The organism is Paraburkholderia fungorum, from assembly GCF_902833645.1.
In the GTDB taxonomy this organism is placed as follows: domain Bacteria; phylum Pseudomonadota; class Gammaproteobacteria; order Burkholderiales; family Burkholderiaceae; genus Paraburkholderia; species Paraburkholderia fungorum.
In genome coordinates, this window is record NZ_CADFGE010000001.1 from 429,588 (window position 1) to 449,724 (window position 20,137).

The following is a 20,137-nucleotide window of genomic DNA, read 5'->3' on the forward strand; positions in this document are numbered from 1 at the left end:
AGCTGAAGCAAACCGGAACGACCGACATGACTCACTTCGATACCAGCCTTGTCCCTACCGGCGATATTTTCATCGGCGGCGAATGGCGGCAAGGACGCGGCAACCCGTACAAAAGCCTGTATCCGGCGGATCAGTCGGTCAACATGGAAATCTCGACGGCCGATGCCGACGACGCCCGCGAAGCGGTGGAAGCCGCCGATATCGCCTGGCGCAAGCCGGATTGGTCGGGTTTGAAGCCGCATCAACGCGCGCTGATCCTGTATCGCATCGCCGATCTGATCATGGCGCGTCACGAGGCGCTCGCGCATTTGCAGCGTCGCGACAACGGCAAGCCGATCGGCGAAACGCGTGTGCTGGTGGCAAGCGCCGCTAACACGTTCCGTTATTTCGCTGCGTGCCTTGAAACGCTCGACGAAGAAGTCACGCCCTCACGTGGCGACTATCTGACGATGAGCATTTACGAGCCCATCGGGGTGATCGCGGCAATTACACCGTGGAATTCGCCGATTGCTTCGGACGCGCAAAAGCTGGCTCCTGCTTTAGCGGGCGGTAACGCAGTGGTGTTGAAGCCGGCTGAAGTCACGCCGCTGGTCTCGCTTGCGCTGGCGCGTATCTGCGAAGAAGCCGGTGTGCCGAAGGGCGTTTTGAGCGTCGTGCCGGGTAAAGGCTCGGTGATCGGCGACGTGCTGGTGCGCCATCCGCTGGTCAAGAAGGTGTCGTTCACGGGCGGCACTGAAGTGGGCCGCGGTATCGCGCGCATTGCCGCGGACAAGCTGATGCCCGTGTCGCTGGAACTGGGCGGCAAATCGCCGACCATCGTATTCGATGACGCCGATCTCGACCATGCAGTAAACGGCGTGCTGTACGGCATTTTCAGTTCATCGGGCGAAGCATGCATTGCGGGCTCGCGTCTGTTCGTGCAGCGCTCGATCTACGATGCCTTCATGAAACGTCTCGCGGAAGGCGCGCGCAAACTGCGCGTCGGCGATCCGTCACGCGCGGAAACGCAAATGGGTCCGTTGATTACCGCGGCGCATCGCGAGACAGTCGAGCGGTATGTCGCGTTGGGGCTGGAAGAGGGCGGCCGCCTGCTGTGCGGCGGCGAGCGTCCGGTCGGCGATGGTCGCGAGCAGGGTACTTACTTTCAGCCGACGATACTCGAAGGCCTCACGAACGATGCCCGCATCTGCCAGGAAGAGATCTTTGGCCCGGTGCTGGTCGCGATGCCGTTCGACGACGAAGCCTCGTTGCTGAAAGAAGCCAACAACAGCGTGTTTGGCCTTGCCGCCGGCATCTGGACGCGTGATTACAAATGCGCCTACCGCATCGCTCGCGCACTCGAAGCCGGCACGATCTGGATCAATACCTACAAGCTGTTCTCGATCTCGACGCCGTTTAGCGGCTGGAAGGAGAGCGGCATGGGACGCGAGAAAGGCCGTCTCGGCATCCGCGAATACATGCAGCAGAAGAGCCTCTACTGGGGCTTGAACGACGCGCCGCTGGCGTGGGCGAACTAATACGCAAGAGGCACGGTATGACGATTCTCGGTATTGAACAGATTATTTACGGCGTAACGGATCTCGCCACCTGCCGCCGGTTTTTCGCGGACTGGGGTTTGAAAGAGATCGAGCATGACGATAGTCACGCGCGCTTCGAAACGCTGAACGGCTGCACGGTACGCTTGGTCGATGCGAACGATCCGTCGCTGCCGCCCGCCTTCGAAGAAGGTCCGACGCTGCGTGAAGTGACCTGGGGTGTGGCGACCAAAGCCGAGCTCGACGAACTGCGCGGCCGCTTTGCGGGTCAACCCGGTCACTTCGAAACGGAAGACGCCGTGGGTTGTATCGATCCGAACGGTATGGCGATTCGCGTTGAGGTGACTCGCAAGCGTGCGCTCGATATTCACGGCTCGCCTTCGAACGTGTGGGGGCAAACGCTGCGCGTCGATCAACCGTCGCCGATTTACGAACGTGCTGAGCCGGTCGAAGTGGGTCACGTAGTGTTCTTCACGAACCAATTGGCGGAACAGGAAAAGTTCTACCAGGAACTGCTCGGCTTCGAAATGTCGGACCGTTATCCGGGCCGTGGCGCGTTCATGCGTTGCGCACCGCACGGCGGGCATCACGACATTTTTCTACTGGCCTTGCCGGGTGGAAAGCGCGGTCTCAATCATGTGGCGTTCACCGTGCGCGACATTCACGAAGTGTTCGGCGGCGGCATGCATATCAGCCGCTGTGGTTGGGATACGCAACTCGGGCCGGGGCGTCATCCGGTCTCGTCGGCGTACTTCTGGTATTTCCAGAATCCGGCTGGCGGTTTGATCGAGTACTACGCCGACGAAGACCAGCTCACGCCCGAATGGCAGCCGCGTGATTTCGAACCGGGTCCGACCGTGTTCGCCGAATGGGCGATCGACGGTGGCATCGACGGTAACACGCGTCGCCAGAAAAACGCGAAGGCGCCGGAAGGCAAGTTCATGACGGAGCGGAAAAATGACTGACGCTGCTGCCGCAAAGGCTGAAGCCGCACACGCCGGCCTGGAAGCACCGCGCACGATTGTCGTGATCGGTGGCGGCCAGGCTGCTGGCTGGGTCGTGAAGACGTTGCGCAAGGAAGGCTTTGACGGCCGCCTCGTGATGATCGCCGACGAGATTCATTTGCCGTATGAGCGGCCGCCGCTGTCGAAGGCGGTGCTCTCCGGCGAGGCGGATATCGAAACCGTGCGCCTCGTTAAGCCCGACGATTTCGATGCGCTGAACGTCGAAGCATGGCAACCGGACTGCGCGACGTCGATCGATCGTGAAAAGCGCATTGTTCGCACGCAGTCGGGCCGCGAAGTGCAATACGACCGGCTGGTGATTGCAACCGGCGGCGCGGCACGGCGTTTGCCTGATTCGCTGGTGAAGACCTCGCACATCACCTATCTGCGTACGCTCGACGAAGCCGTCGCTTTGGGCGAGCGGCTACGTGCCAGCAAACGCGTGCTGGTCGTAGGTGGCGGATGGATCGGTCTCGAAGTCGCGGCCACGGCGCGCAAGCTCGGCGTGGAAGCGGCAGTCGTGGAAGGCGCGCCGCGTCTGTGCGCTCGCTCGTTGCCGCCGATGGTGTCGGACTTTCTGCTGCAACTGCATCGGGCAAATGGCGTGGACGTGCGGTTGAACGCGTCGCTCGTGTCGATTGCGGATCATCCGGACGACGCCAACCGTATTCGCGCGACATTCGCCGACGGTTCCACGCTTGACGCCGACTTTGCTGTCGCCGGCATCGGCCTCGCGCCGCATACGATGCTGGCGGAAGCCGCGGGTATCAAGGTGGACGACGGCATCGTCGTCGACCATTTCGGCGCGACCGACGACCCGCGCATCTTTGCGTGCGGCGACGTTGCGAACCACCCGAGTGCATGGCTGAAGCGTCGTGTGCGGCTCGAATCGTGGGCCAATGCGCAGAACCAGGCGATCTCGGCGGCCAAAGCGTTGCTTGGCAAATTCGAGCCGTATGCGGACATTCCATGGTTCTGGTCCGATCAATACGACGTGAATCTGCAAATCCTCGGCGACATTCCGGGCGATGCGCAACTCGCGATACGCGGTGATGTAGCGGGAAAACGCGCCACGCTATTCCATCTGGAAGACGGCGCGATTCGCGGCGTGATTGCCATCAACACGCCGCGCGAACTGAAATTGTCGCGCAAGTGGATGAACCAGGGCCGGACGATCGACCTTGCCACCCTGACCGACGCCTCAACGGCGCTTGCCTAACCACATTTACGGACGGCACCACGGCATGAGAACTATCGACAACACCATGGGGGACCGCAGCAGCGCCGGTGTCTCAGGCCCCGTGACCCGGGGCTCGATCATCGCGCGTCTCGAGCGTCTGCCGAAGAACGCCATGCAGGTGCGCGCGCGCATACTGATCGGTCTCGCGACGTTCTTCGACGGCTTCGACGTGATCGCGATCGCGGCCACGCTGCCGATCCTGATTGCGAAGTGGCATCTGACGCCGTGGGAAATCGGCTTCCTGATCGGCTCCGGTTCGGTCGGACAGTTGATCGGCGCGTTCGTATTCCCGTGGTACGCGGAGCGCAAAGGCCGCGTGAAGGCGATTGCGTTGAGCTCGGGCATCATCGGCATTACCAGCATTGCGTGCGGCTTTGCGCCGACCTTCGCGGTGTTTGTCGCGCTGCGCGTGATTCAAGGGCTTGGGCTCGGCGGCGAATTGCCCGTGGCAGCGACCTATATCAACGAGATTAGCCGCGCGCATGGCCGTGGCCGTTTCGTGCTGTTGTATGAAATCGTTTTTCCGGTCGGGTTGCTCGCATCGAATGCGTTGGGCGCATGGATCGTGCCGCGGTTCGGGTGGCAGGCCATGTACTTCATTGGCGGCATGCCGTTGATTCTGTTCTTCGTGCTGCGCAAACTGGTGCCCGAATCGCCGCGCTGGCTTGCGGAACGTGAACGAATGGCCGACGCCGATGCCGCTGTGCACGCGTTCGAACGCGCCGTGAAGGGTTCGTTGCCGCTGGTCACCCAGTCGGCGGAATTCGATGCGATGGCCAATCGTCATCCGAAGCGTCGCATTGGCGATCTGTTCGGGCCTGCCTATCTGAAGCGCACGATGGCCGTGGCAATGCTGTGGATTACGTGTGGCTTCATTCAGTACGGTCTTTCGACCTGGCTGCCGACGATCTACCGCACGGTTTATCACGCGCCGCTGCAATTGGCGTTGAATCTGGCGGTGGCGGCTTCGGTGCTGGGCGTGGTGGGTTCGCTGACCTGTGCGCTGCTGGTCGACAAGGTGGGTCGCAAGCCGATCATCAATTTGTCGTTCGTGGCCTGCGCGCTTTCGCTGTTGCTGGCCGGAGTGTTCCACAACGCGTCGGTGTATGTGGTGGCGACTTGCTGCGCGTTTGCGCTCGGTTTTCTGGCTTGTGGTTTTATCACCGCTTATGTGTACACGCCGGAACTGTATCCGACCAGCATCCGCGCGATGGGCTGCGGTGTGGGCGGCGCGTGGCTGAAGGTGGCGGCGATCTTCGCGCCCGCTATCGTGTCGAAGACGATGATCGGCGGCAATCTGGAGGTGGCGTTTTATATTCTCGCGGCTGTGCCGTTCATTGCGGCGATCACGGTGCACTTTCTTGGGATTGAGACCAAGGGGAAGGTGCTGGAGCAGCTTGAGGCTTGATGCCTTTTTTTACTTGAGATGTCTCGGTTTGTGGGTGATGAAAGCGTCATAGACGACACGGATGAGATATTGCGGATCGTCAACGATGGGTCAAGCAGCTAAGGTTCTGACCATTGCCAAGCATCCGTGACGTGACAGAAGGGCCGCGTTTCGCGGCCCTTCTGCATTTAAAGCGGCGTAATGATGAGCCGCTGGTACTCGACGGTGATACGCACGCGTGATCCGGGTTCAAACTGGCGGTCTCAATCATCGTCCGGAGAGCTTCATACACGGATGGAAGCACAGCCGTACCGATTTCCGCCAGCGCTCCAATCACTCCACAGTAGCAGACCGTTATTCCCACCCGCGGCCAGCCACCACCCCATCACCCCACCGCCCCCCGCGAGCCTCTTCTCTGCTTAATCCCATCAATAATCCAGACGCTCATCAACCCCGCGCTCACGCAAGCAATGATATCCGGCCTGGACACAGCGATCGCCAGCCAGACCAGATGCACATAACCGCGGAAAAATGCCGGCACCGCCCGGCGCAGATCATTCCACCGCGTCGTCGCCAACACGCCGCCCATTGCCGCCATCACCGTGAAGAGCGCCCACGCGAATTGCGTCGAACGCTCTTCGCGCTGCAGCAACGAAACGATCAGCGCGACGAAACCCGCAAACCACATCGCCACGCCAAACAAACCGGCGCGTGGTCGGCGTGCGAGCCAGCCACGCCATTCCTGTTGCGCAAAAGAGAAGTAGAAAGAGAACAGCACGCCGTGTGCGAACGGCATTGGCCATGCGCGAAGATCGGTGGAGAGCCAATGCCCGACGAAGCCAAACCCGATCGCGCCGACGGCGGCCAGTATCGCGAGCTGCTTGATGCGCGGCCATCCATAGATCAGCGCGGCCCATATCGTGCATACACCGAGTGTGTCCATTGCAATCGAGGTCAGGCGCCCGCTGCCTGCGTCGCACAACGCGCCGGCCGTTGCGCCAAGCCACAGCGGAATCCAGCCGTAACGCAGCCAGCCAAGCGATCGTAGCGCCCGCAGCCGCTGTTGCTGCGGTTCCGACAGCAGCACGGTTATCGCGGCGCTGGTGACCAGTGTCACCATTAGTGTGGCAAGAAGCACCGCCGACTGGACTGGCGTCCATTGATCTAACCATCGATCGCCGTTCAGGTTCATCGAAGCGCTGGCGAACAGCAAGCCGCACCATGCGCTCAACGCGAGCGTCGGGCCGAACAGGCGTCCCGCGCCGACGCGGAACGTCAGGCAGCGGGTCCAGAATTCGACCTTCTCACTGTCGAGCCGCAAGCGCACGACATTCGGATGGTAGCGGCCGAGCGCAGTCAGCAACTGTTCCATCTCGGTGCGCACCCCCGCGCGCAACAATGCGTGCGCGCCACGAGCCAACGGGAGCTGCGGCCCTTCGAGGAGCGCCATCGCATTCGTAAAACGTAGCCGCAACGCGTTGTAGTCCTCGTCGGCGAACACACGGTCTAGCGCAAGCGTTGCAATGGCGGCGTTGCGCCGACGCAGATGGGCAGCGTTGTCGCGCCATCCCAGAACCTCACTCAGGTTCATGCGTAGCGTGGCCGGCGCGTCCTCGTTCAGACAATGAACTAGCGCCTGCCATTCGAGTTCGTCGCGCGTCTGGATGTTGACGACATGGGAGAATAATTCCTGCAAAGAGCGGCGCGACTCGAGCTGGTCCCGTTGTGCGACGAAGTCTTGCCACAGTTGGACTGCGCTTTCGAAAGCGTCGGGCTCGCGACGGCGGACCGCAGGCGATGCCTGGGCGAAGCCAGATGATGGCGACGTCGACTCTAGCGTCGTCAGCGAGATCTGCACCGTCGCAGGCGTCGCATCCGGCATCGTTGCGGATTGCGGCATTCGCGCATGTGCCGAAACATCGGCGGTCACGCCGCCCGCCGCGCCGCCATTCACCATCTGCAAAGCAGACTCATACGCATACCGCAGACGCTGAAACGCCTCGGCGTCCTCATCCGGGCGTTGTTGTTTCAGCAGACGCGCATAAGCGCGGCGCACCGTGCGCTCGTCGGCGTTCGCTGCAATGCCGAGTACGTCCCAAGGCCAGTGATAGGCAGAAGTGGTATCCATGGCCGATCAATAAGTCATATGCACATCGAAACGATCCAGCAGCGCGTTCAACTCGCTACGCGCATGGGCGATTTCCTCGGCGTTCTGCCGCTCGAGCAGCGACTGGAAGCGCGCGATATGTGCGGCCAGATATTGCCGATGCTCGCCAAGCGTCTCCTCATATACGCGATCGGCGCGCGTGAGCAGCGCGCGATTCTCCAACTGATCGCGCGGATGGATCTTCAGCGCGGCCAAGGCGGCGAGCCGTTCACCGATTTCTTCCGGCGTCAGCACGCCGGGATTTTCTTCGATCACCATTGCGCGCTTTACGCCATCGGGGAAGGCCGTGGCCTCCACTTCCAGCACGCCGTTGATGTCGTAGGTGAAGCGCACATCCGCCCCGGCCTGGCCAGCCGGTTTGACCGGCACGTCGAGTGTGAATTCACCGAGCGGCACGTTGTCGGCGGTCAAACGCGCTTCGCCCTGGAACACTTTGATGCTTAGGATCTGCTGACGGTCGCTCACCGTAAAAATCCGCTGCATGCGGCTGACGGGCACGATCGTATTGCGCTCGATGATCGGCAGAAAGTGGCCCGGCACGTACTGGTTGGCACCAACCTGCATCGCGGTATCGATACCGAGGCTATACGGCGCGACATCGGTCAGCACCATTTCGTCGAGTCCCGCATCGCGCGTGACCAGTCCCGCCTGCACGGCGGCGCCGAGCGCTACCACTTCATCCGGGTTCAGATGAGCGGCGGGTAAGCGGCCGAACATCTTCGAGACGAGCTTGCGCACCATCGGCATACGCGAGGCGCCGCCGACCAGGATGATTTCGTCGAGCGCATCGACTGCGATCTTCGAATCGCGCAACGCTCGCTCGACCGGCTTGCGCAGCCGTTGCAGCAAATGCTCGCAGGTGCGCTCCGCGGCGGCGGCATCGAGTTCGAGGCCGTGCTCAGTGTCGCCAACTGTGAGCTTGAGCGTGACGCTATCGGCACCGTTTTGCGTGAGCAGACGTTTCGCACGCTCGGCCTGTTGATGCAGGCGTTGCGCGGCAATCGACGTGAGTGCTCCGGCGCGCAGATTATTGCGCTGGCAGAACAGTGCGACGAGCGCCTCGGTGAAGTCTTCGCCGCCGAGAAAGTTATCACCCGTGCTGGCGCGTACTTCCATCACGCCTTCGAAGAAGTCGAGCACCGAGACGTCGAACGTGCCGCCGCCCAGATCGAAGATCAGGAACTTGCGTTCGCCGTCGCGCCGATGCACGCCGTATGCGAGTGAGGCGGCAGTCGGTTCGTTGACGAGGCGCAGCACGTTGAGCCCGGCCAGTTCGCCGGCGATGCGTGTGGCCTTGCGTTGAGCGTCGCTGAAATACGCCGGCACCGCGATCACGGCGTCCTGCACCGGTTCGCCGAGAAATGCCTCGGCGTCGGCCTTCAGCGATTTGAGCACCAGCGACGACAGCTCCTCAGGACGCAATGTCCGCACGCTGAGCGACACGTTGCGATTCGTGCCCATATAGCGTTTGAAGTTGGCGGCAGTACGTTCGGGATGCGTATGCAGGCGGTCGAGGGCGGGGCGGCCGACGAGGATCGAACCGTCGTCGTCGACCGAAATGCACGACGGCGTGAGCACGTCGCCGAGTGCGTTCGGAATGAGGGTGGCTTCGTTATTGCGCCAGACGGCCGCAAGGCTATGCGTGGTTCCAAGATCGATGCCGATGATCGAAGGCATGTACAGTTTCCGATTCGTTTTGCGCCCCTCCGTGAGGAGATCGCCCAAGGTCGCGTGGGAGCCAGATGGTGCTCCGTTCAATGGCGATAACGGCAAGCTGCCTGCAAACTTGAGCCGGGGCGGGGAACGAATGCGGTGAGAAGTGGTACCGCCGATGCGGTACGCATGGTGGCCTGGTGAGCCGTGGAACCCGCGGATGCGGCGCGTGGCCGCGCAGAACAGGCGGCCCGGAATGGAGTGATGGAGCGGGAGACGCTAGGCCCGTCAGACGGGCCTGCTGTGGTCGGCTACAAAGCCTTGCGATAGACCACGAAACCGGAGTGGTCCGCGACCTTGTCGTACAGCTTCATCGCCGTGTGATTCGTTTCATGTGTTTGCCAATAGACCCGCTGCAGACCGTCTGCCCTGGCTCGCGCATACACCGCCTCGATCAGTGCACGGCCAACCCCTTTGCCGCGCTCCGTGTCCAGCGTGTAGAGATCCTGCAGATAACAGGTCGGTGCCACCATGGTGGTGTGACGGTGATACAGGAAGTGCACGAGGCCGAGCAACTGGCCGTTGCGTTCGGCGACCAGCGCGTGCATCGGCTCGTAGGCATCGAAGAAACGCCCCCATGTGACCTGGGTGATCTCGCGCGGCAATGCTGTTTCGCCCGAGCGGCCATAGAAGGCGTTATAGGCGTCCCACAGCGGCAGCCAGGCGTCGAAGTCGGCGGGCGTGACGGGGCGGATCTGAATGGCGTCGGACATAAGTGTGGTTCCTTGTTGGGTGAGGGTGGGCGGCGAGTCGACCGGCCTCGCTAGGGCTGAGTCGAACAGGCATAGACGGCAGCGCTGAATGCCAGCTCGCGCTCTGTTTCGCCGGCGGTTATTGTTGTAGTGGCTGTAGCGGCGCCCACTTCGCTATCGCGCTGCGCCAGATTCTCGTTCACGCAGGCATCCAGCCTGGCGCGTGCCGTTGCCGCAGGCTCGAGCAGCCCATAGCCGTATGCCGCGCACGCCAGCGCGACGCACCACTTTACCCCGGCGCCGTAGCCCCGGCGCGCGGTGACAGCGTGACGTGCGGGCGTGTTCATGGCATCGACCTCTCTCGCAGTATTCGGTGGCGGCGTCTCTGGAACCGTCAGCATAAGAAATTTGTGGCACCATTGTTAGCACCACGAGAAAGCCAGAATTTGGAGCCACGAATTTGGACTACGGTCTGTTGATGTCGAACGTCGAGCGCGCAATGGGTGGGCGCAAGCTCACGCAGCAGGACCTGCTCTACGAGAGTCTGCGTCGCGCGATTCTCGATGGCGATATCCGACACGGCAGCCGTCTTCTTGCTACACGAGCGCTCGCCGAACAATTGGGCATCGCGCGCAACTCGGTGCTCTACGCCTACGAACGGTTGACCGACGAGGGCTTCATCACCGCGAGCCGGCATGGTTCTATCGTTAGCGTGGTGAGTGGTTCAGGGAGCTCGATCGCCGCGGCAAGCGGCAGTGCGCAGACGCCGGAAAACCGTTTATCGCGCCGCGTCGCGGCTCTGCCGCGCGAGCGCACGAGCCCGGACGATCCCACGCCGTTCCGTCCCGGTGTACCCGCACTCGACGAATTCCCGCTTGCGCAATGGCGTGCTTCAATGGAGCGCGCATGGCGTCTGGTCGAACCCAGCGAACTCGGGTACGGCAACAACGCTGGGCATCCCGCGTTGCGCCGCTCGATTGCGGAGTACGTGCGCGTGTCGCGCGGCGTGCGGTGTTCGGCGGAGCAGGTGTTCATCACGTCGGGCACGCAGGCGAGTCTCGATCTATGCGCGTGCATGCTGGCCGACCCGGGTGACAGCGTCTGGGTCGAGGACCCTGGCTATCACGGCGCGAAGGCGGCGTTTCAGGCCGCCGGTTTGCAACTGGTGCCGATTCCTGTCGACGCCGCCGGCATCGCGCCGACGCCCGATCACTGGCAACGGACACCGCCGCGCCTGATGTACATCACGCCCTCGCATCAATATCCGCTCGGCAGCGTGTTGAGTCTGGAGCGGCGCTGGTCGATCATCGAGAACGCGATGGCGCGCGGCGCATGGATCATCGAAGACGACTACGACAGTGAACTGCGCCATAGCGGCCCGCCATTGCCGTCGATTCAGGGTCTCGCGGCCGACGCACCGGTGATTTACCTCGGCACCTTCAGCAAGACGATGTTCCCGGCGTTGCGCATGGGCTTCATGGTCGTGCCGGCACATCTTGTCGGCGAAATTGACGAGGCGCTCAGTGAGATCGCCCGGCAAGGGCGCGTGGCCGAGCAGGTCGCGTTGGCGGATTTCATCGATAGCGGGAAATACGCGCGGCATTTGCGGCGCATGCGGCGTCTCTATCAGCAGCGCCGCGTCGCGCTGGTGCACGCAATCGAGCGGCATATGCACGACCTGGTGACGGTCTCGTCCGATGGCGGTGGCATGCATCTGACAATGCGGCTCGATGCGCCGCTGCGCGATCAGGACGTGAGCGCCGCAACACGTGAGCACGGTTTGCATATCGCCGCGCTCAGCGGCTTTTGCCAGCCATCCGCTAAAGATGCATCGCGCTACAACGGCTTCATGCTCGGTTATGCGGGTATCAAGCCGCACGAAGCGGACGCACTGGTGGCGCGACTCGCCGCCGTGGTGCGGGGGCTGGGCTAGATTGCCAATACGCGAGCGGAGGTCCTGCGAACGATCAGCGCGCTTCCGCCCTGAGCCAACGCGCGAGCATGGTGTCGTCATCCGTTTCGAGCGCTTGTGCGACCCGGCGCCCGACGGCCGCGCCGAATTTATAGCCGTGCCCCGAGCATGCCGATACCACCAGTGTGTTGCCGAGGCGCTTCGAAAAGAAGCGGCTATCCGCCGTAAACGTGTAGATGCAGGTTTTTACTTCGGTGACCGTATATTCGTTGATGCGGCTGAGCGGCGGCGAAAACAGGCGGCGCAGGCTGTCGCCTTCTCCGGGCGTCGCATCGCGATTGGCATCAGGATCGGGTGCACGCGATTTGTGCACGCCGGCGCCAAACTTCAGACCAATGTCGTCGCTCGGCGGCAGCACGTAGCCGCCGCTGTCGCCGCCGATATCCACGATAGCGGGCGCATTCGACCACGCGTCCGCCAGATCCGCCGGCGGCTCCATATAGGCAACCGCATTGCGATAGGTCATCAGATTTTCGGCGAGTGCCGGGAACAGTTGCAGCGTCCAGGCGCCGGCGGTGACCACGAGCCGGTCGGCGCGGATGATGGTGTCGTCGTCGATTCGCACGGAGGCCGCATGCGCGTCCACTGCGAGCACCTTGGCATGGGTGCGAATGTCCGCGCCGCGCATCTTGAGCCACGCTTTCATATCGCGTGCGATGCGTTCGCTGAACAGCGCGCCGCCGTCGTGATCGAAGTAAGCGTAGCGAAACGTGGCGGGGTCGAGAAAGGGGTAGCGCCCGGCTGCTTCGTGCGGGTCGAGCAGTTCATACTCGAATTTCATCCGGTCGAGGCCGGTGCGGAAATGCGCGGCGCCATCGCCGGCATGTTGCGAAATGCCTAGCACGCCGCAGTTCGCATAGTGGGACACGCCCAGGTCATTCCACAGCAGATCCCAACTGTCAAACGCCTCGCTGATGGTGCGTGCGTAGCCGTCGGCGTCACCATAGGCGCGGCGAATCATGCGGTGCCGGTCGCCCGAGGCTGCGAGCGGATTCGGAATCGAGCCCTGCTCGATCAGCGTGATGTCGTGTCCCAGCTTCGAGAGCGACCATGCTGTGCTCAAGCCGGCAATCCCGGCGCCTACGATTGTCACCCGCATTGCCATCTTCCCCCGAGTCCATGTATCCGGGTCAGAGTCTAGCAGTGGGAAAAATAAATCGATACGCGTTCTGGCGAATCGCCGCGCGAGCGGGCGGGGTCGATCCGGAGTGCTATCAAGTGTTATCAGGCAGGCGGTGGTCTCCGCGCGCCGCCGTATCAGTGTTTGTGTTTCGACGTATGACGCAGCTTGTCGCGTACTTTCTTCGCGGCGAACAACGGCACGTAATCGAACACGCGCGCTTCGTGCCGGTAGTCGGCGAGTGTGTCTGCATACATCTTCGAGACCGTTTCCGTGGGGGTATCGGTTTCCTCTGCGATGCTTCTCACCACTTCGTCGACATTAGGCTCGGGTTGGGACATGGATATCTCCGGGGCAAGCGGGGTGGGCAGGTGGGGGTGAAATAAACAGGCGCGCACAACAGGAGTTTTATTAGAGGACGCGTTTCGCCGCGATGCCAATTGAATCGGCCTATCGTATGAACCGTTCCAGATAAATTTTTTGTCTTGCGCTGCAGCAGGTGCCCGTACCGTGCGGCGGTGCGGGAATTCAATGTGTATGTCGATGATGAATATCAGGGAAAGGCGCGTGCGCGGTGCCGAGATTGCGCAGTGCGACGACGAATAACACGAGACTCACGCCGTAGCCCGCGAATCCCGTCAGCATGGCTAACGCGGCGGTTGGGACCTTGGGCCAGATTGCACCAAAAGTGAGCGCGAATGCCACGTTGACGGAACCGGCCACGAGTCCTTTTATGCAGGCAATGAACATGGCCGGGTGCATCCGATCCTGCCCTTACGGCGTATAAGCCTTGTCACCTTTGGACGAGGATCCTCATGCAGCCACTCGCCGCCGCCGTGGTCGCCCTGATTGGGCTCATCACGATCTTCAGCGCCGTCTGGGCGTGGCAGTTGAAGACCAAGAACGCCGGCATGATTGACCCGGTCTGGGCTTATTCGCTCGGTCTGGTCGCCGTGCTCTACGCCGTGCTCGGCAACGGCGACGCGGTGACGCGGGCATTGACTGCGCTGGGTGGTCTCGTTTGGGGAGTGCGGCTCGGCACGCACCTGTGGAAACGGAATTACGGCGGCGCTGAAGACGCGCGCTATCGCCGCTTCCGCGAAACATGGGGCAACAGGGCGGCTGGCAAGATGTTCTGGCTCTTTCAGTCGCAAGTAGTTGTCTCGATGCTGCTGTCGATCGCCTTTATGGTGCCGTCTTACCGCAGCAGCCCACCGGCGATCGGCTGGATCCTGCTGGCTATCGCGTTGTGGATCGTGTCGGTAGCCGGCGAAAGCATTGCGGACCGGCAACTCAAACGTTTCGCGCAGGACCCTGCCAATCACGACACCGTCTGCCGCGTGGGTTTGTGGCGCTATTCGCGGCATCCAAACTACTTCTTTGAATGCGTGCATTGGCTTGCTTACCTCGCGCTGTCGGTCGGCACGCCCTGGGGATGGTTCACGCTGCTGCCACCGGTGCTGATGGCCTTCCTTCTGCTGAAGCTCTCCGGCATCCCGCTGCTCGAAGAAAGCATGGCCAAAAGGCGCGCCGGCTACGCCGAGTACATGCGCACCACCAGCGCGCTGATTCCGTGGCCGCCGCGGCATTGATGAACCAGCCAGAGTATTGGTGAACGTTCAGACGAGTTTGGAACAACGATAGGGAGTTAGCCTCATGAGCCTTTCCACCACCGGCCATACCATGCCGCCGCCGTCTCCCGCTGAGGCACGCGATGGCTGGCTGATCCAATGCTGCGAACGCGGCTGGCTGCCCGATGGCCTGATCCGTTGCGGCATGCGTCAACTGATGCGTCGGCGTTTGCGTGACGAAGCGATCGACAATGGCGAGCTGCGCGCGCAACGGCTCAACCGTCTGCTTGATCACTTGCGCGCGAGTCCGATTGCTATCGAAACGCAGGCTGCCAACACGCAGCACTATGAGGTGCCGGCGTCATTCTTTCATGCGCATCTCGGAGCGCATCTGAAGTATTCGTGCTGTTTGTACCCGACCGGCCACGAGACGCTCGCGCAAGCCGAAGTGGCGATGCTGGAGTGCTATGCCGAACGCGCAGAGCTGGCCGACGGCCAGCGGATTCTCGATCTCGGTTGCGGATGGGGTTCGTTGTCGTTGTGGCTGGCGGCGCGTTACCCGCACGCGCAGATTGTCGCGCTCTCGAATTCGCACGGGCAGCGCGCGTTCATCGAAGCGCGTGCGGCAGAGCGCGGCTTGCGCAATCTTTCGGTGGTCACGGGCAATGTCGTCGATTTCGAATTCGACGAAGCGCAGCGTGGCGATGGCTTCGATCGCGTGGTGTCGATCGAAATGTTCGAGCATATGAAGAACTACGGGCTGCTGCTTGCCAAAATTTCGCGCTGGATGCGCGACGACGCGAAACTGTTCGTGCATCTCTTCGCGCATCGCACGCTGGCCTATCACTTTCAGGTGCAGGACGGCAGCGACTGGATGTCGAAGTACTTTTTCACCGGTGGCACGATGCCGTCCGAAGCGCTCCTGCTGAACTTTCAGGACGATCTGCGGATGGAGCGGCAATGGTGGGTGAGTGGCACACATTACGAGCGCACGGCGAATCAATGGCTCGCCGCGCTCGATGCGGCGCGCGATCGTGTGATGCCGATGCTCGTCGAGACGTATGGCGCGCGCGACGCCGCTGTGTGGCTGCAACGGTGGCGGATGTTCTACATGGCCGTGGCTGAGTTGTTCGGCTACGCGAAGGGGAACGAGTGGGGCGTGGGACACTACCGGTTTGTGAAACGGTGAACAGTGCCGCGGTTGACCCGGCGTCATTGACGGGGTAAACGTAGCGCTTCTAGAAGCATGCAGGATAGAAACGCTGGTTATGACCGTCAAGAAAGCCATTTCACTGAATCGGCTGTTGCTCGACATTCGCGCCTGTACCGTTTGCGCGCCGGTACTGCCGCATGCGCCGCGGCCGATTGTCGTGGCATCGGCTGATTCGCGCATTCTGATCATCGGCCAGGCGCCGGGCGCGCGCGTGCATGCTTCCGGCATTCCATGGAACGATGCGAGCGGTGCACGTTTGCGGACCTGGCTCGGGGTCTCCGACGAAACCTTCTACGATGCCTCGAAATTCGCCCTCGTGCCGATGGGGTTCTGCTTTCCAGGCAGAGGCACGAGTGGCGATCTGCCGCCGCGGCCAGAATGCGCCGCACATTGGCATCAAACCTTGCTCGCCCAGTTGCACGAGGTGCGGCTCACGCTGTTGATCGGTCAATACGCGCAGCGCTTTGGTCTCAGTGACGCGTTCGGGCCGACGCTCACCGATACGCTGCTGCGTTGGCGGGAATATGGTCCCGACCTGGTGCCGCTTCCGCACCCTTCGCCACGCAATATTGCCTGGTTCAAGCGCAATCCGTGGTTCGAAGCCGAGGTGTTGCCGACTTTGCAAGCGCGCGTTGCGGCGGCGCTCGAAGCATGATTCGCCGCACGCGGGCGAAATAAACGGAAACACACAATTAAGCGCCCGGCGGAATAAAACGGCACACTGGCACGTTAGCCTGATACGGCGACGCGACTGGACCCGTCCGGGATGGCCGAATTTTCAAATAGCTTTCGCTGGGAACCCCATTTGCAGACGGAACGACCATGAATACCCACGCCGATTCCCTGACCGATTCGAACGGCGCCTTGCAGCCGTCGCGCTATACCCGCACGGCAATCGCGCTGCATTGGCTGATCGCGCTGTTGATGATCGGCAATGTCGTACTTGGCCTGACCGCTGAATCCTGGCCTGACGACTGGGTGCGTCCGGTGGTCGATACCCATAAGTCGATCGGTATCACGGTGCTCGGCCTCGCGCTGATGCGCATTTTGTGGCGCGTGTCGCACAAGCCGCCGCCGTTGCCGCGCGAGTTTCCGTCGTGGGAGAAGGTCGCCGCGCATGCGGCCCACTTTCTGCTGTACCTGCTGATGATTGCGCTGCCGCTGTCCGGCTGGCTGCACGATTCCGCGTGGAAAGATGCGGCCACGCATCCGATGCGGCTGTTCAACCTGTTCCCGTGGCCGCGCATCGGCTACGTGATGCATCTCGACCCGGCGCTCAAGGAGACCTTGCACGACCGCTTCGGCGCTTTGCATACGTGGCTTGGCTATGCGCTGTATGCGCTGCTGGCCATGCATATCGGCGGCGCGTTGAAGCATCAATGGATCGATCGGAAGTCGGTTCTGAAGCGCATGGTGCCGTAAGCGCTATCGCGCTGTCCTTACTCTAACAACCGCATCAACGACGGACTCAGCAGTCATTTTGAAGAAAACTCTGGAACAGGCGCTTGCCCTTGCCTCCCCGCGCATTCTGCCGCGTCCCACGACGCTGCTGAGTTCGCTGATTCATCTCAGCGTTGTTGTGTTGTGGCTGCTGTTGTTCGCGCGCGCATTCTTTCTGCAAGGTGTGGTGGCGTGGTCGACCGGGATTGCGTACGTGGTGTACGACACATTGCTGCTCGCGTTCGTCACGTGGAAAACATTGCCGCTGATGCGGCCTACGTTACCGCTCGACCCTGATGGACCTGATGTCGATCCGCACGCCCTGCCGGACATGGGGGTGATCGTCGCGTCCCACAACGAGGCGACGGTGTTGCCGGTCACGCTCGCGGCGTTGCTGCGCCAGACCCACGGTCCGGCGCAAATCGTGATTGCCGACGACGGTTCCACCGATGCGACCCACGCGCTGCTCACCGAACGCTTCGGCCTGGTCGCCGCATCCGAGGGCGTGCTGAGCGCGCCAAGTACGCTTTACCCGAATCTCTACTGGCTACGCGTGCCGCACGGCGGCAAGGCGCGTGCGCTGAACGCCGCCATCATGGTCATGACCACCGACACCGTCATGACCGTCGACGCCGACACGCTACTCGAGGACGACGCCACCTACGCGATGCGTGCCGCTTTCGCGAGCGAACCGAAGCTGGTCGCGGCGGCCGGCATTCTGGTGCCGGTGTGCGGCAAATCAGCGTCGGGCCGTGTGTTCCAGTGGTTCCAGACCTACGAATACATGCGCAACTTCATTGCCCGTTTTGCGTGGATGCGCGCCGACAGTCTGCTGCTGATTTCAGGTGCCTTCGCGTCGTTCAAGCGCGATGCGCTGGTCGACGTGGGCGGTTTCGATCCGCAGTGCCTGGTCGAAGACTACGAACTGATTCATCGGCTGCGCCGCTATTCGGTCGACCATGGTCTCGGCTGGGACGTGCGTGTGGTCGGCGACGCCCGCGCGCGTACCGACGCGCCGGATAACCTCGGCAGTTTCCTGCGGCAACGGCGCCGCTGGTTCGCGGGCTTCCTGCAAACGCAATACTGGAATCGCGATATGACCGGCAACCCGCGCTACGGCACGATGGGCATGCTGATGCTGCCGGTCAAGGCCATCGATACGATGCAGCCGATCTACGGTCTGACCGCCTTCGCGCTGTTGCTCGGCTTTCTGTTCGGCGGGCACGGCGCGATCGTCGTGTCGATTTTCAGCGTGATCGGCCTCAAAACGGCGATCGATCTTGCGTTCTATCTCTGGTGTATCCATTTATATCGCCGCTGGACCGGACTGCGCACCGGCTCCAGTTTGCGGATGGCGGTTCTCGCGGCGATCGCCGAGCCGTTCACGTTTCAGCTGGTGCGGCACGTCGGCGCACTGCTTGGCTGGCTCCATTTCCTGCGCGGCGGCCGCTCGTGGGGCGTGCAACGCCGCTCCGGGCTCGTCACGCACGACGAAAGTCACTAGCCAATCGTCTTCAATCGCTTTATCTGACACGGCCACAGCGGCAGACCGGCACGCTTGCGACCGTGGTCCGCCGGGTGGCGGCATGGCGTGCCGTGTCTGCTATGGAACCATGGGGCTTCGGGTTCTAGTAGACTGTGCAACGATACCGGCCTGCGAATTGCAGGGCGGTGACCTTCTATCCGCTCGTGCACGGAGGCCCCACACATGCATGCTGTTCCCCCGCTCGAACAAGACATCGTCGATGCGCCGGTCGATGCGTCGGTTGCTCAGGCAGCCACGCAAACCCAAGCCCCAGCAACCGGGAATGCAGGCGCGCCCAATCAGGCCGCCCCCGATGCCCCGGTGCGCGATCTGCGCCGTGTCGGTATTCACCCGGACTACTGGTATCCGCTTGCATGGTCGCATGAAGTGAAGCGGGGCAAGACGCATGGCGTGACGTTCGCGGGCGAGCCGATCGTGCTGGCGCGTACGGAGTCCGGCAAGGTGTTCGCGCTCGAAGATCGTTGCGCGCATCGTCAGGTGCCGTTGCATCAGGGGGTGGTGGACGGTGAATCGATCCGCTGCGGCTATCACGGCTGGACTTACGACTGCTCGGGCAAATGTATCGACGTGCCGTATCTGGGCCGGGAACGTTTGCCGAATGGCGTGCGCTCCTATCCGTGCCGCGAGATCGAGGGCCTGATTTTCGTCTTTCCCGGCAACGCCGAATTGGCCAACGAACGGCCGTTACCGGCGTTCGGCTCCGTGTCCGACAAGAAGTACAAGACGCGCCGTTTCGGCCGTCCGGTGAATTGCCACTACTCGTTCATGCACGAGAACCTGATGGATATGAACCATCAGTTCCTGCATCGCCGCCAGATGGGGCAGATGCGCGCGCGTTCGTTGGGCCGGCGGCGCGGCGAAGGCTGGGTTGAAGTCGATTACACGTTTGCGCGCATGGCCGGCCAGCAGCCGATCGGCGAAGCGATCGTGTTCGGCCAGAGCCGCAAGGCGGGCGGTGACAACGACAAGGACGTCATGACGATCCGCACCGAGTATCCGTATCAGACGCTGCAGATCCGCACGTCCGAACAGACACTGGTGATGGACTTGTGGATTGTCTACGTGCCGCTCGATCGCGAACAGCGCACGAACCGCACCTTCGGCCTGCTGTCGATTCGCAAACCGGGAATTCCCGGCGTGCTCAATCTCGCGTGGCCGTTGCTCGTGTGGTTCACCGAACGTATTTTCAAGGAAGACCGCGAGATCGTCGAAGCCGAGCAGCGCGCGCACGATACGCAGGGTGCGGACTGGAATCACGAGGTGTTCCCGGTCATCAACGAACTACGCGCGTTGCTGCGCGAGAGCGGCGCGCCCGATCAGGTAGTGGGCGCGGGCACGGGCGATGCTCAGGTGATCCGTTTCTGGGATTCGCGCCACGGCAACCGATTGTCGAATACCTGATATCGGGTTTTTTGGCGCTGCAGCGGACCGTGCATTCGTCGGCGATGAGCGGTACGCCGGTGGCGCCGTCTATAACAAGACGCATAACACGCATTCAGTGCGGGCTCATCGATCGGTAAAGCCAAAATCATAAAGA

Annotated in this window: 17 protein-coding genes and 1 pseudogene; 11 read left to right on the top strand and 7 right to left on the bottom strand. The window is 62.1% G+C overall.

Annotated elements, in window-relative coordinates:
* The first annotated feature begins 26 nt into the window (after positions 1 to 26).
* Genes HWX91_RS01830 through HWX91_RS01845 form a run of 4 tightly spaced genes read left to right on the top strand, consistent with a single transcriptional unit; the run spans position 27 to position 5,187 of the window.
* Positions 27 to 1,517 carry an aldehyde dehydrogenase gene (locus HWX91_RS01830; protein WP_028195925.1) on the top strand — a complete coding sequence of 497 codons (1,491 nt, stop codon included), beginning with the start codon at positions 27 to 29 and terminating at the stop codon, positions 1,515 to 1,517.
* A gap of 17 nt (positions 1,518 to 1,534) precedes the next feature.
* Positions 1,535 to 2,500: a VOC family protein gene (locus tag HWX91_RS01835; protein ID WP_028195924.1), complete on the top strand. Its 966-nt coding sequence runs from the start codon at positions 1,535 to 1,537 to the stop codon at positions 2,498 to 2,500.
* The gene (locus tag HWX91_RS01840; protein WP_028195923.1) at positions 2,493 to 3,758 is read left to right on the top strand and encodes an NAD(P)/FAD-dependent oxidoreductase; all 1,266 of its coding nucleotides are present in this window, start codon (positions 2,493 to 2,495) and stop codon (positions 3,756 to 3,758) included. Before HWX91_RS01835 ends, HWX91_RS01840 begins: the two co-directional genes overlap by 8 nt.
* A gap of 25 nt (positions 3,759 to 3,783) precedes the next feature.
* Positions 3,784 to 5,187 (top strand): MFS transporter, encoded by a 1,404-nt coding sequence (locus tag HWX91_RS01845; protein WP_028195922.1) that lies wholly within the window; start codon positions 3,784 to 3,786, stop codon positions 5,185 to 5,187.
* Positions 5,188 to 5,551: 364 nt separating this feature from the next.
* Here HWX91_RS01845 and HWX91_RS01850 read toward each other — a convergent pair whose 3' ends face one another.
* The 4 genes from HWX91_RS01850 to HWX91_RS01865 all read right to left on the bottom strand — a co-directional run bounded on the left by HWX91_RS01850 (position 5,552) and on the right by HWX91_RS01865 (position 10,085).
* The gene (locus HWX91_RS01850; RefSeq protein WP_028195921.1) at positions 5,552 to 7,294 is read right to left on the bottom strand and encodes a J domain-containing protein; all 1,743 of its coding nucleotides are present in this window, start codon (positions 7,292 to 7,294) and stop codon (positions 5,552 to 5,554) included.
* 6 nt (positions 7,295 to 7,300) lie between these two features.
* A complete protein-coding gene (locus HWX91_RS01855; RefSeq protein ID WP_028195920.1) occupies positions 7,301 to 9,010 on the bottom strand; it encodes a molecular chaperone HscC in 1,710 nt (569 codons plus the stop codon).
* 287 nt (positions 9,011 to 9,297) lie between these two features.
* Entirely contained in the window at positions 9,298 to 9,759 is a 462-nt protein-coding gene (locus tag HWX91_RS01860) for a GNAT family N-acetyltransferase (RefSeq protein ID WP_028195919.1), read from the bottom strand.
* Between the two features lie 50 nt (positions 9,760 to 9,809).
* Entirely contained in the window at positions 9,810 to 10,085 is a 276-nt protein-coding gene (locus HWX91_RS01865) for a hypothetical protein (protein WP_028195918.1), read from the bottom strand.
* Between the two features lie 113 nt (positions 10,086 to 10,198).
* Here HWX91_RS01865 and pdxR point away from each other — a divergent pair, with 113 nt between their 5' ends.
* On the top strand, positions 10,199 to 11,671 hold the full coding sequence (pdxR, locus tag HWX91_RS01870; protein ID WP_025495971.1) for a MocR-like pyridoxine biosynthesis transcription factor PdxR: 1,473 nt from the start codon (positions 10,199 to 10,201) through the stop codon (positions 11,669 to 11,671).
* 34 nt (positions 11,672 to 11,705) lie between these two features.
* Here the strand turns inward: pdxR and HWX91_RS01875 are convergent, their stop codons facing one another.
* The 3 genes and pseudogenes from HWX91_RS01875 to HWX91_RS01885 form a co-directional block, all read right to left on the bottom strand.
* Positions 11,706 to 12,809, bottom strand: coding sequence for an NAD(P)/FAD-dependent oxidoreductase (locus tag HWX91_RS01875; RefSeq protein ID WP_028195917.1), 1,104 nt, complete (start codon positions 12,807 to 12,809; stop codon positions 11,706 to 11,708).
* 158 nt (positions 12,810 to 12,967) lie between these two features.
* Complete coding sequence (locus tag HWX91_RS01880) at positions 12,968 to 13,171, bottom strand: DUF3562 domain-containing protein (RefSeq protein ID WP_028195916.1); 204 nt, start codon at positions 13,169 to 13,171, stop codon at positions 12,968 to 12,970.
* A gap of 229 nt (positions 13,172 to 13,400) precedes the next feature.
* Positions 13,401 to 13,589: pseudogene (locus tag HWX91_RS01885) on the bottom strand (EamA family transporter); the annotation flags it as partial.
* A 56-nt stretch (positions 13,590 to 13,645) separates the two neighbouring features.
* On the opposite strand from HWX91_RS01885, the gene HWX91_RS01890 reads away from it, so the two are divergent.
* The 6 genes from HWX91_RS01890 (at position 13,646) to HWX91_RS01915 (ending at position 20,001) form a co-directional block, all read left to right on the top strand.
* Positions 13,646 to 14,422: a DUF1295 domain-containing protein gene (locus HWX91_RS01890; RefSeq protein WP_028195914.1), complete on the top strand. Its 777-nt coding sequence runs from the start codon at positions 13,646 to 13,648 to the stop codon at positions 14,420 to 14,422.
* A gap of 64 nt (positions 14,423 to 14,486) precedes the next feature.
* Positions 14,487 to 15,590 carry an SAM-dependent methyltransferase gene (locus HWX91_RS01895; protein ID WP_028195913.1) on the top strand — a complete coding sequence of 368 codons (1,104 nt, stop codon included), beginning with the start codon at positions 14,487 to 14,489 and terminating at the stop codon, positions 15,588 to 15,590.
* A gap of 79 nt (positions 15,591 to 15,669) precedes the next feature.
* Positions 15,670 to 16,269, top strand: coding sequence for a uracil-DNA glycosylase family protein (locus HWX91_RS01900; RefSeq protein WP_028195912.1), 600 nt, complete (start codon positions 15,670 to 15,672; stop codon positions 16,267 to 16,269).
* Positions 16,270 to 16,436: 167 nt separating this feature from the next.
* Entirely contained in the window at positions 16,437 to 17,036 is a 600-nt protein-coding gene (locus tag HWX91_RS01905; RefSeq protein WP_025495978.1) for a cytochrome b, read from the top strand.
* Between the two features lie 58 nt (positions 17,037 to 17,094).
* Positions 17,095 to 18,558: a glycosyltransferase family 2 protein gene (locus HWX91_RS01910; RefSeq protein WP_025495979.1), complete on the top strand. Its 1,464-nt coding sequence runs from the start codon at positions 17,095 to 17,097 to the stop codon at positions 18,556 to 18,558.
* Positions 18,559 to 18,762: 204 nt separating this feature from the next.
* On the top strand, positions 18,763 to 20,001 hold the full coding sequence (locus HWX91_RS01915; RefSeq protein ID WP_028195911.1) for an aromatic ring-hydroxylating oxygenase subunit alpha: 1,239 nt from the start codon (positions 18,763 to 18,765) through the stop codon (positions 19,999 to 20,001).
* Positions 20,002 to 20,137 lie beyond the last annotated feature (136 nt).

What these genes read in the sequence shown, in the direction of transcription:
- HWX91_RS01830 (WP_028195925.1), top strand. Translation starts at nt 27, where the DNA reads ATGACTCACTTCGATACCAGCCTTGTCCCTACCGGCGATATTTTCATC.
- HWX91_RS01835 (WP_028195924.1), top strand. Translation starts at nt 1,535, where the DNA reads ATGACGATTCTCGGTATTGAACAGATTATTTACGGCGTAACGGATCTC.
- HWX91_RS01840 (WP_028195923.1), top strand. Translation starts at nt 2,493, where the DNA reads ATGACTGACGCTGCTGCCGCAAAGGCTGAAGCCGCACACGCCGGCCTG.
- HWX91_RS01845 (WP_028195922.1), top strand. Translation starts at nt 3,784, where the DNA reads ATGAGAACTATCGACAACACCATGGGGGACCGCAGCAGCGCCGGTGTC.
- HWX91_RS01850 (WP_028195921.1), bottom strand. Translation starts at nt 7,294, where the DNA reads ATGGATACCACTTCTGCCTATCACTGGCCTTGGGACGTACTCGGCATT.
- HWX91_RS01855 (WP_028195920.1), bottom strand. Translation starts at nt 9,010, where the DNA reads ATGCCTTCGATCATCGGCATCGATCTTGGAACCACGCATAGCCTTGCG.
- HWX91_RS01860 (WP_028195919.1), bottom strand. Translation starts at nt 9,759, where the DNA reads ATGTCCGACGCCATTCAGATCCGCCCCGTCACGCCCGCCGACTTCGAC.
- HWX91_RS01865 (WP_028195918.1), bottom strand. Translation starts at nt 10,085, where the DNA reads ATGAACACGCCCGCACGTCACGCTGTCACCGCGCGCCGGGGCTACGGC.
- HWX91_RS01875 (WP_028195917.1), bottom strand. Translation starts at nt 12,809, where the DNA reads ATGCGGGTGACAATCGTAGGCGCCGGGATTGCCGGCTTGAGCACAGCA.
- HWX91_RS01880 (WP_028195916.1), bottom strand. Translation starts at nt 13,171, where the DNA reads ATGTCCCAACCCGAGCCTAATGTCGACGAAGTGGTGAGAAGCATCGCA.
- HWX91_RS01890 (WP_028195914.1), top strand. Translation starts at nt 13,646, where the DNA reads ATGCAGCCACTCGCCGCCGCCGTGGTCGCCCTGATTGGGCTCATCACG.
- HWX91_RS01895 (WP_028195913.1), top strand. Translation starts at nt 14,487, where the DNA reads ATGAGCCTTTCCACCACCGGCCATACCATGCCGCCGCCGTCTCCCGCT.
- HWX91_RS01900 (WP_028195912.1), top strand. Translation starts at nt 15,670, where the DNA reads ATGACCGTCAAGAAAGCCATTTCACTGAATCGGCTGTTGCTCGACATT.
- HWX91_RS01905 (WP_025495978.1), top strand. Translation starts at nt 16,437, where the DNA reads ATGAATACCCACGCCGATTCCCTGACCGATTCGAACGGCGCCTTGCAG.
- HWX91_RS01915 (WP_028195911.1), top strand. Translation starts at nt 18,763, where the DNA reads ATGCATGCTGTTCCCCCGCTCGAACAAGACATCGTCGATGCGCCGGTC.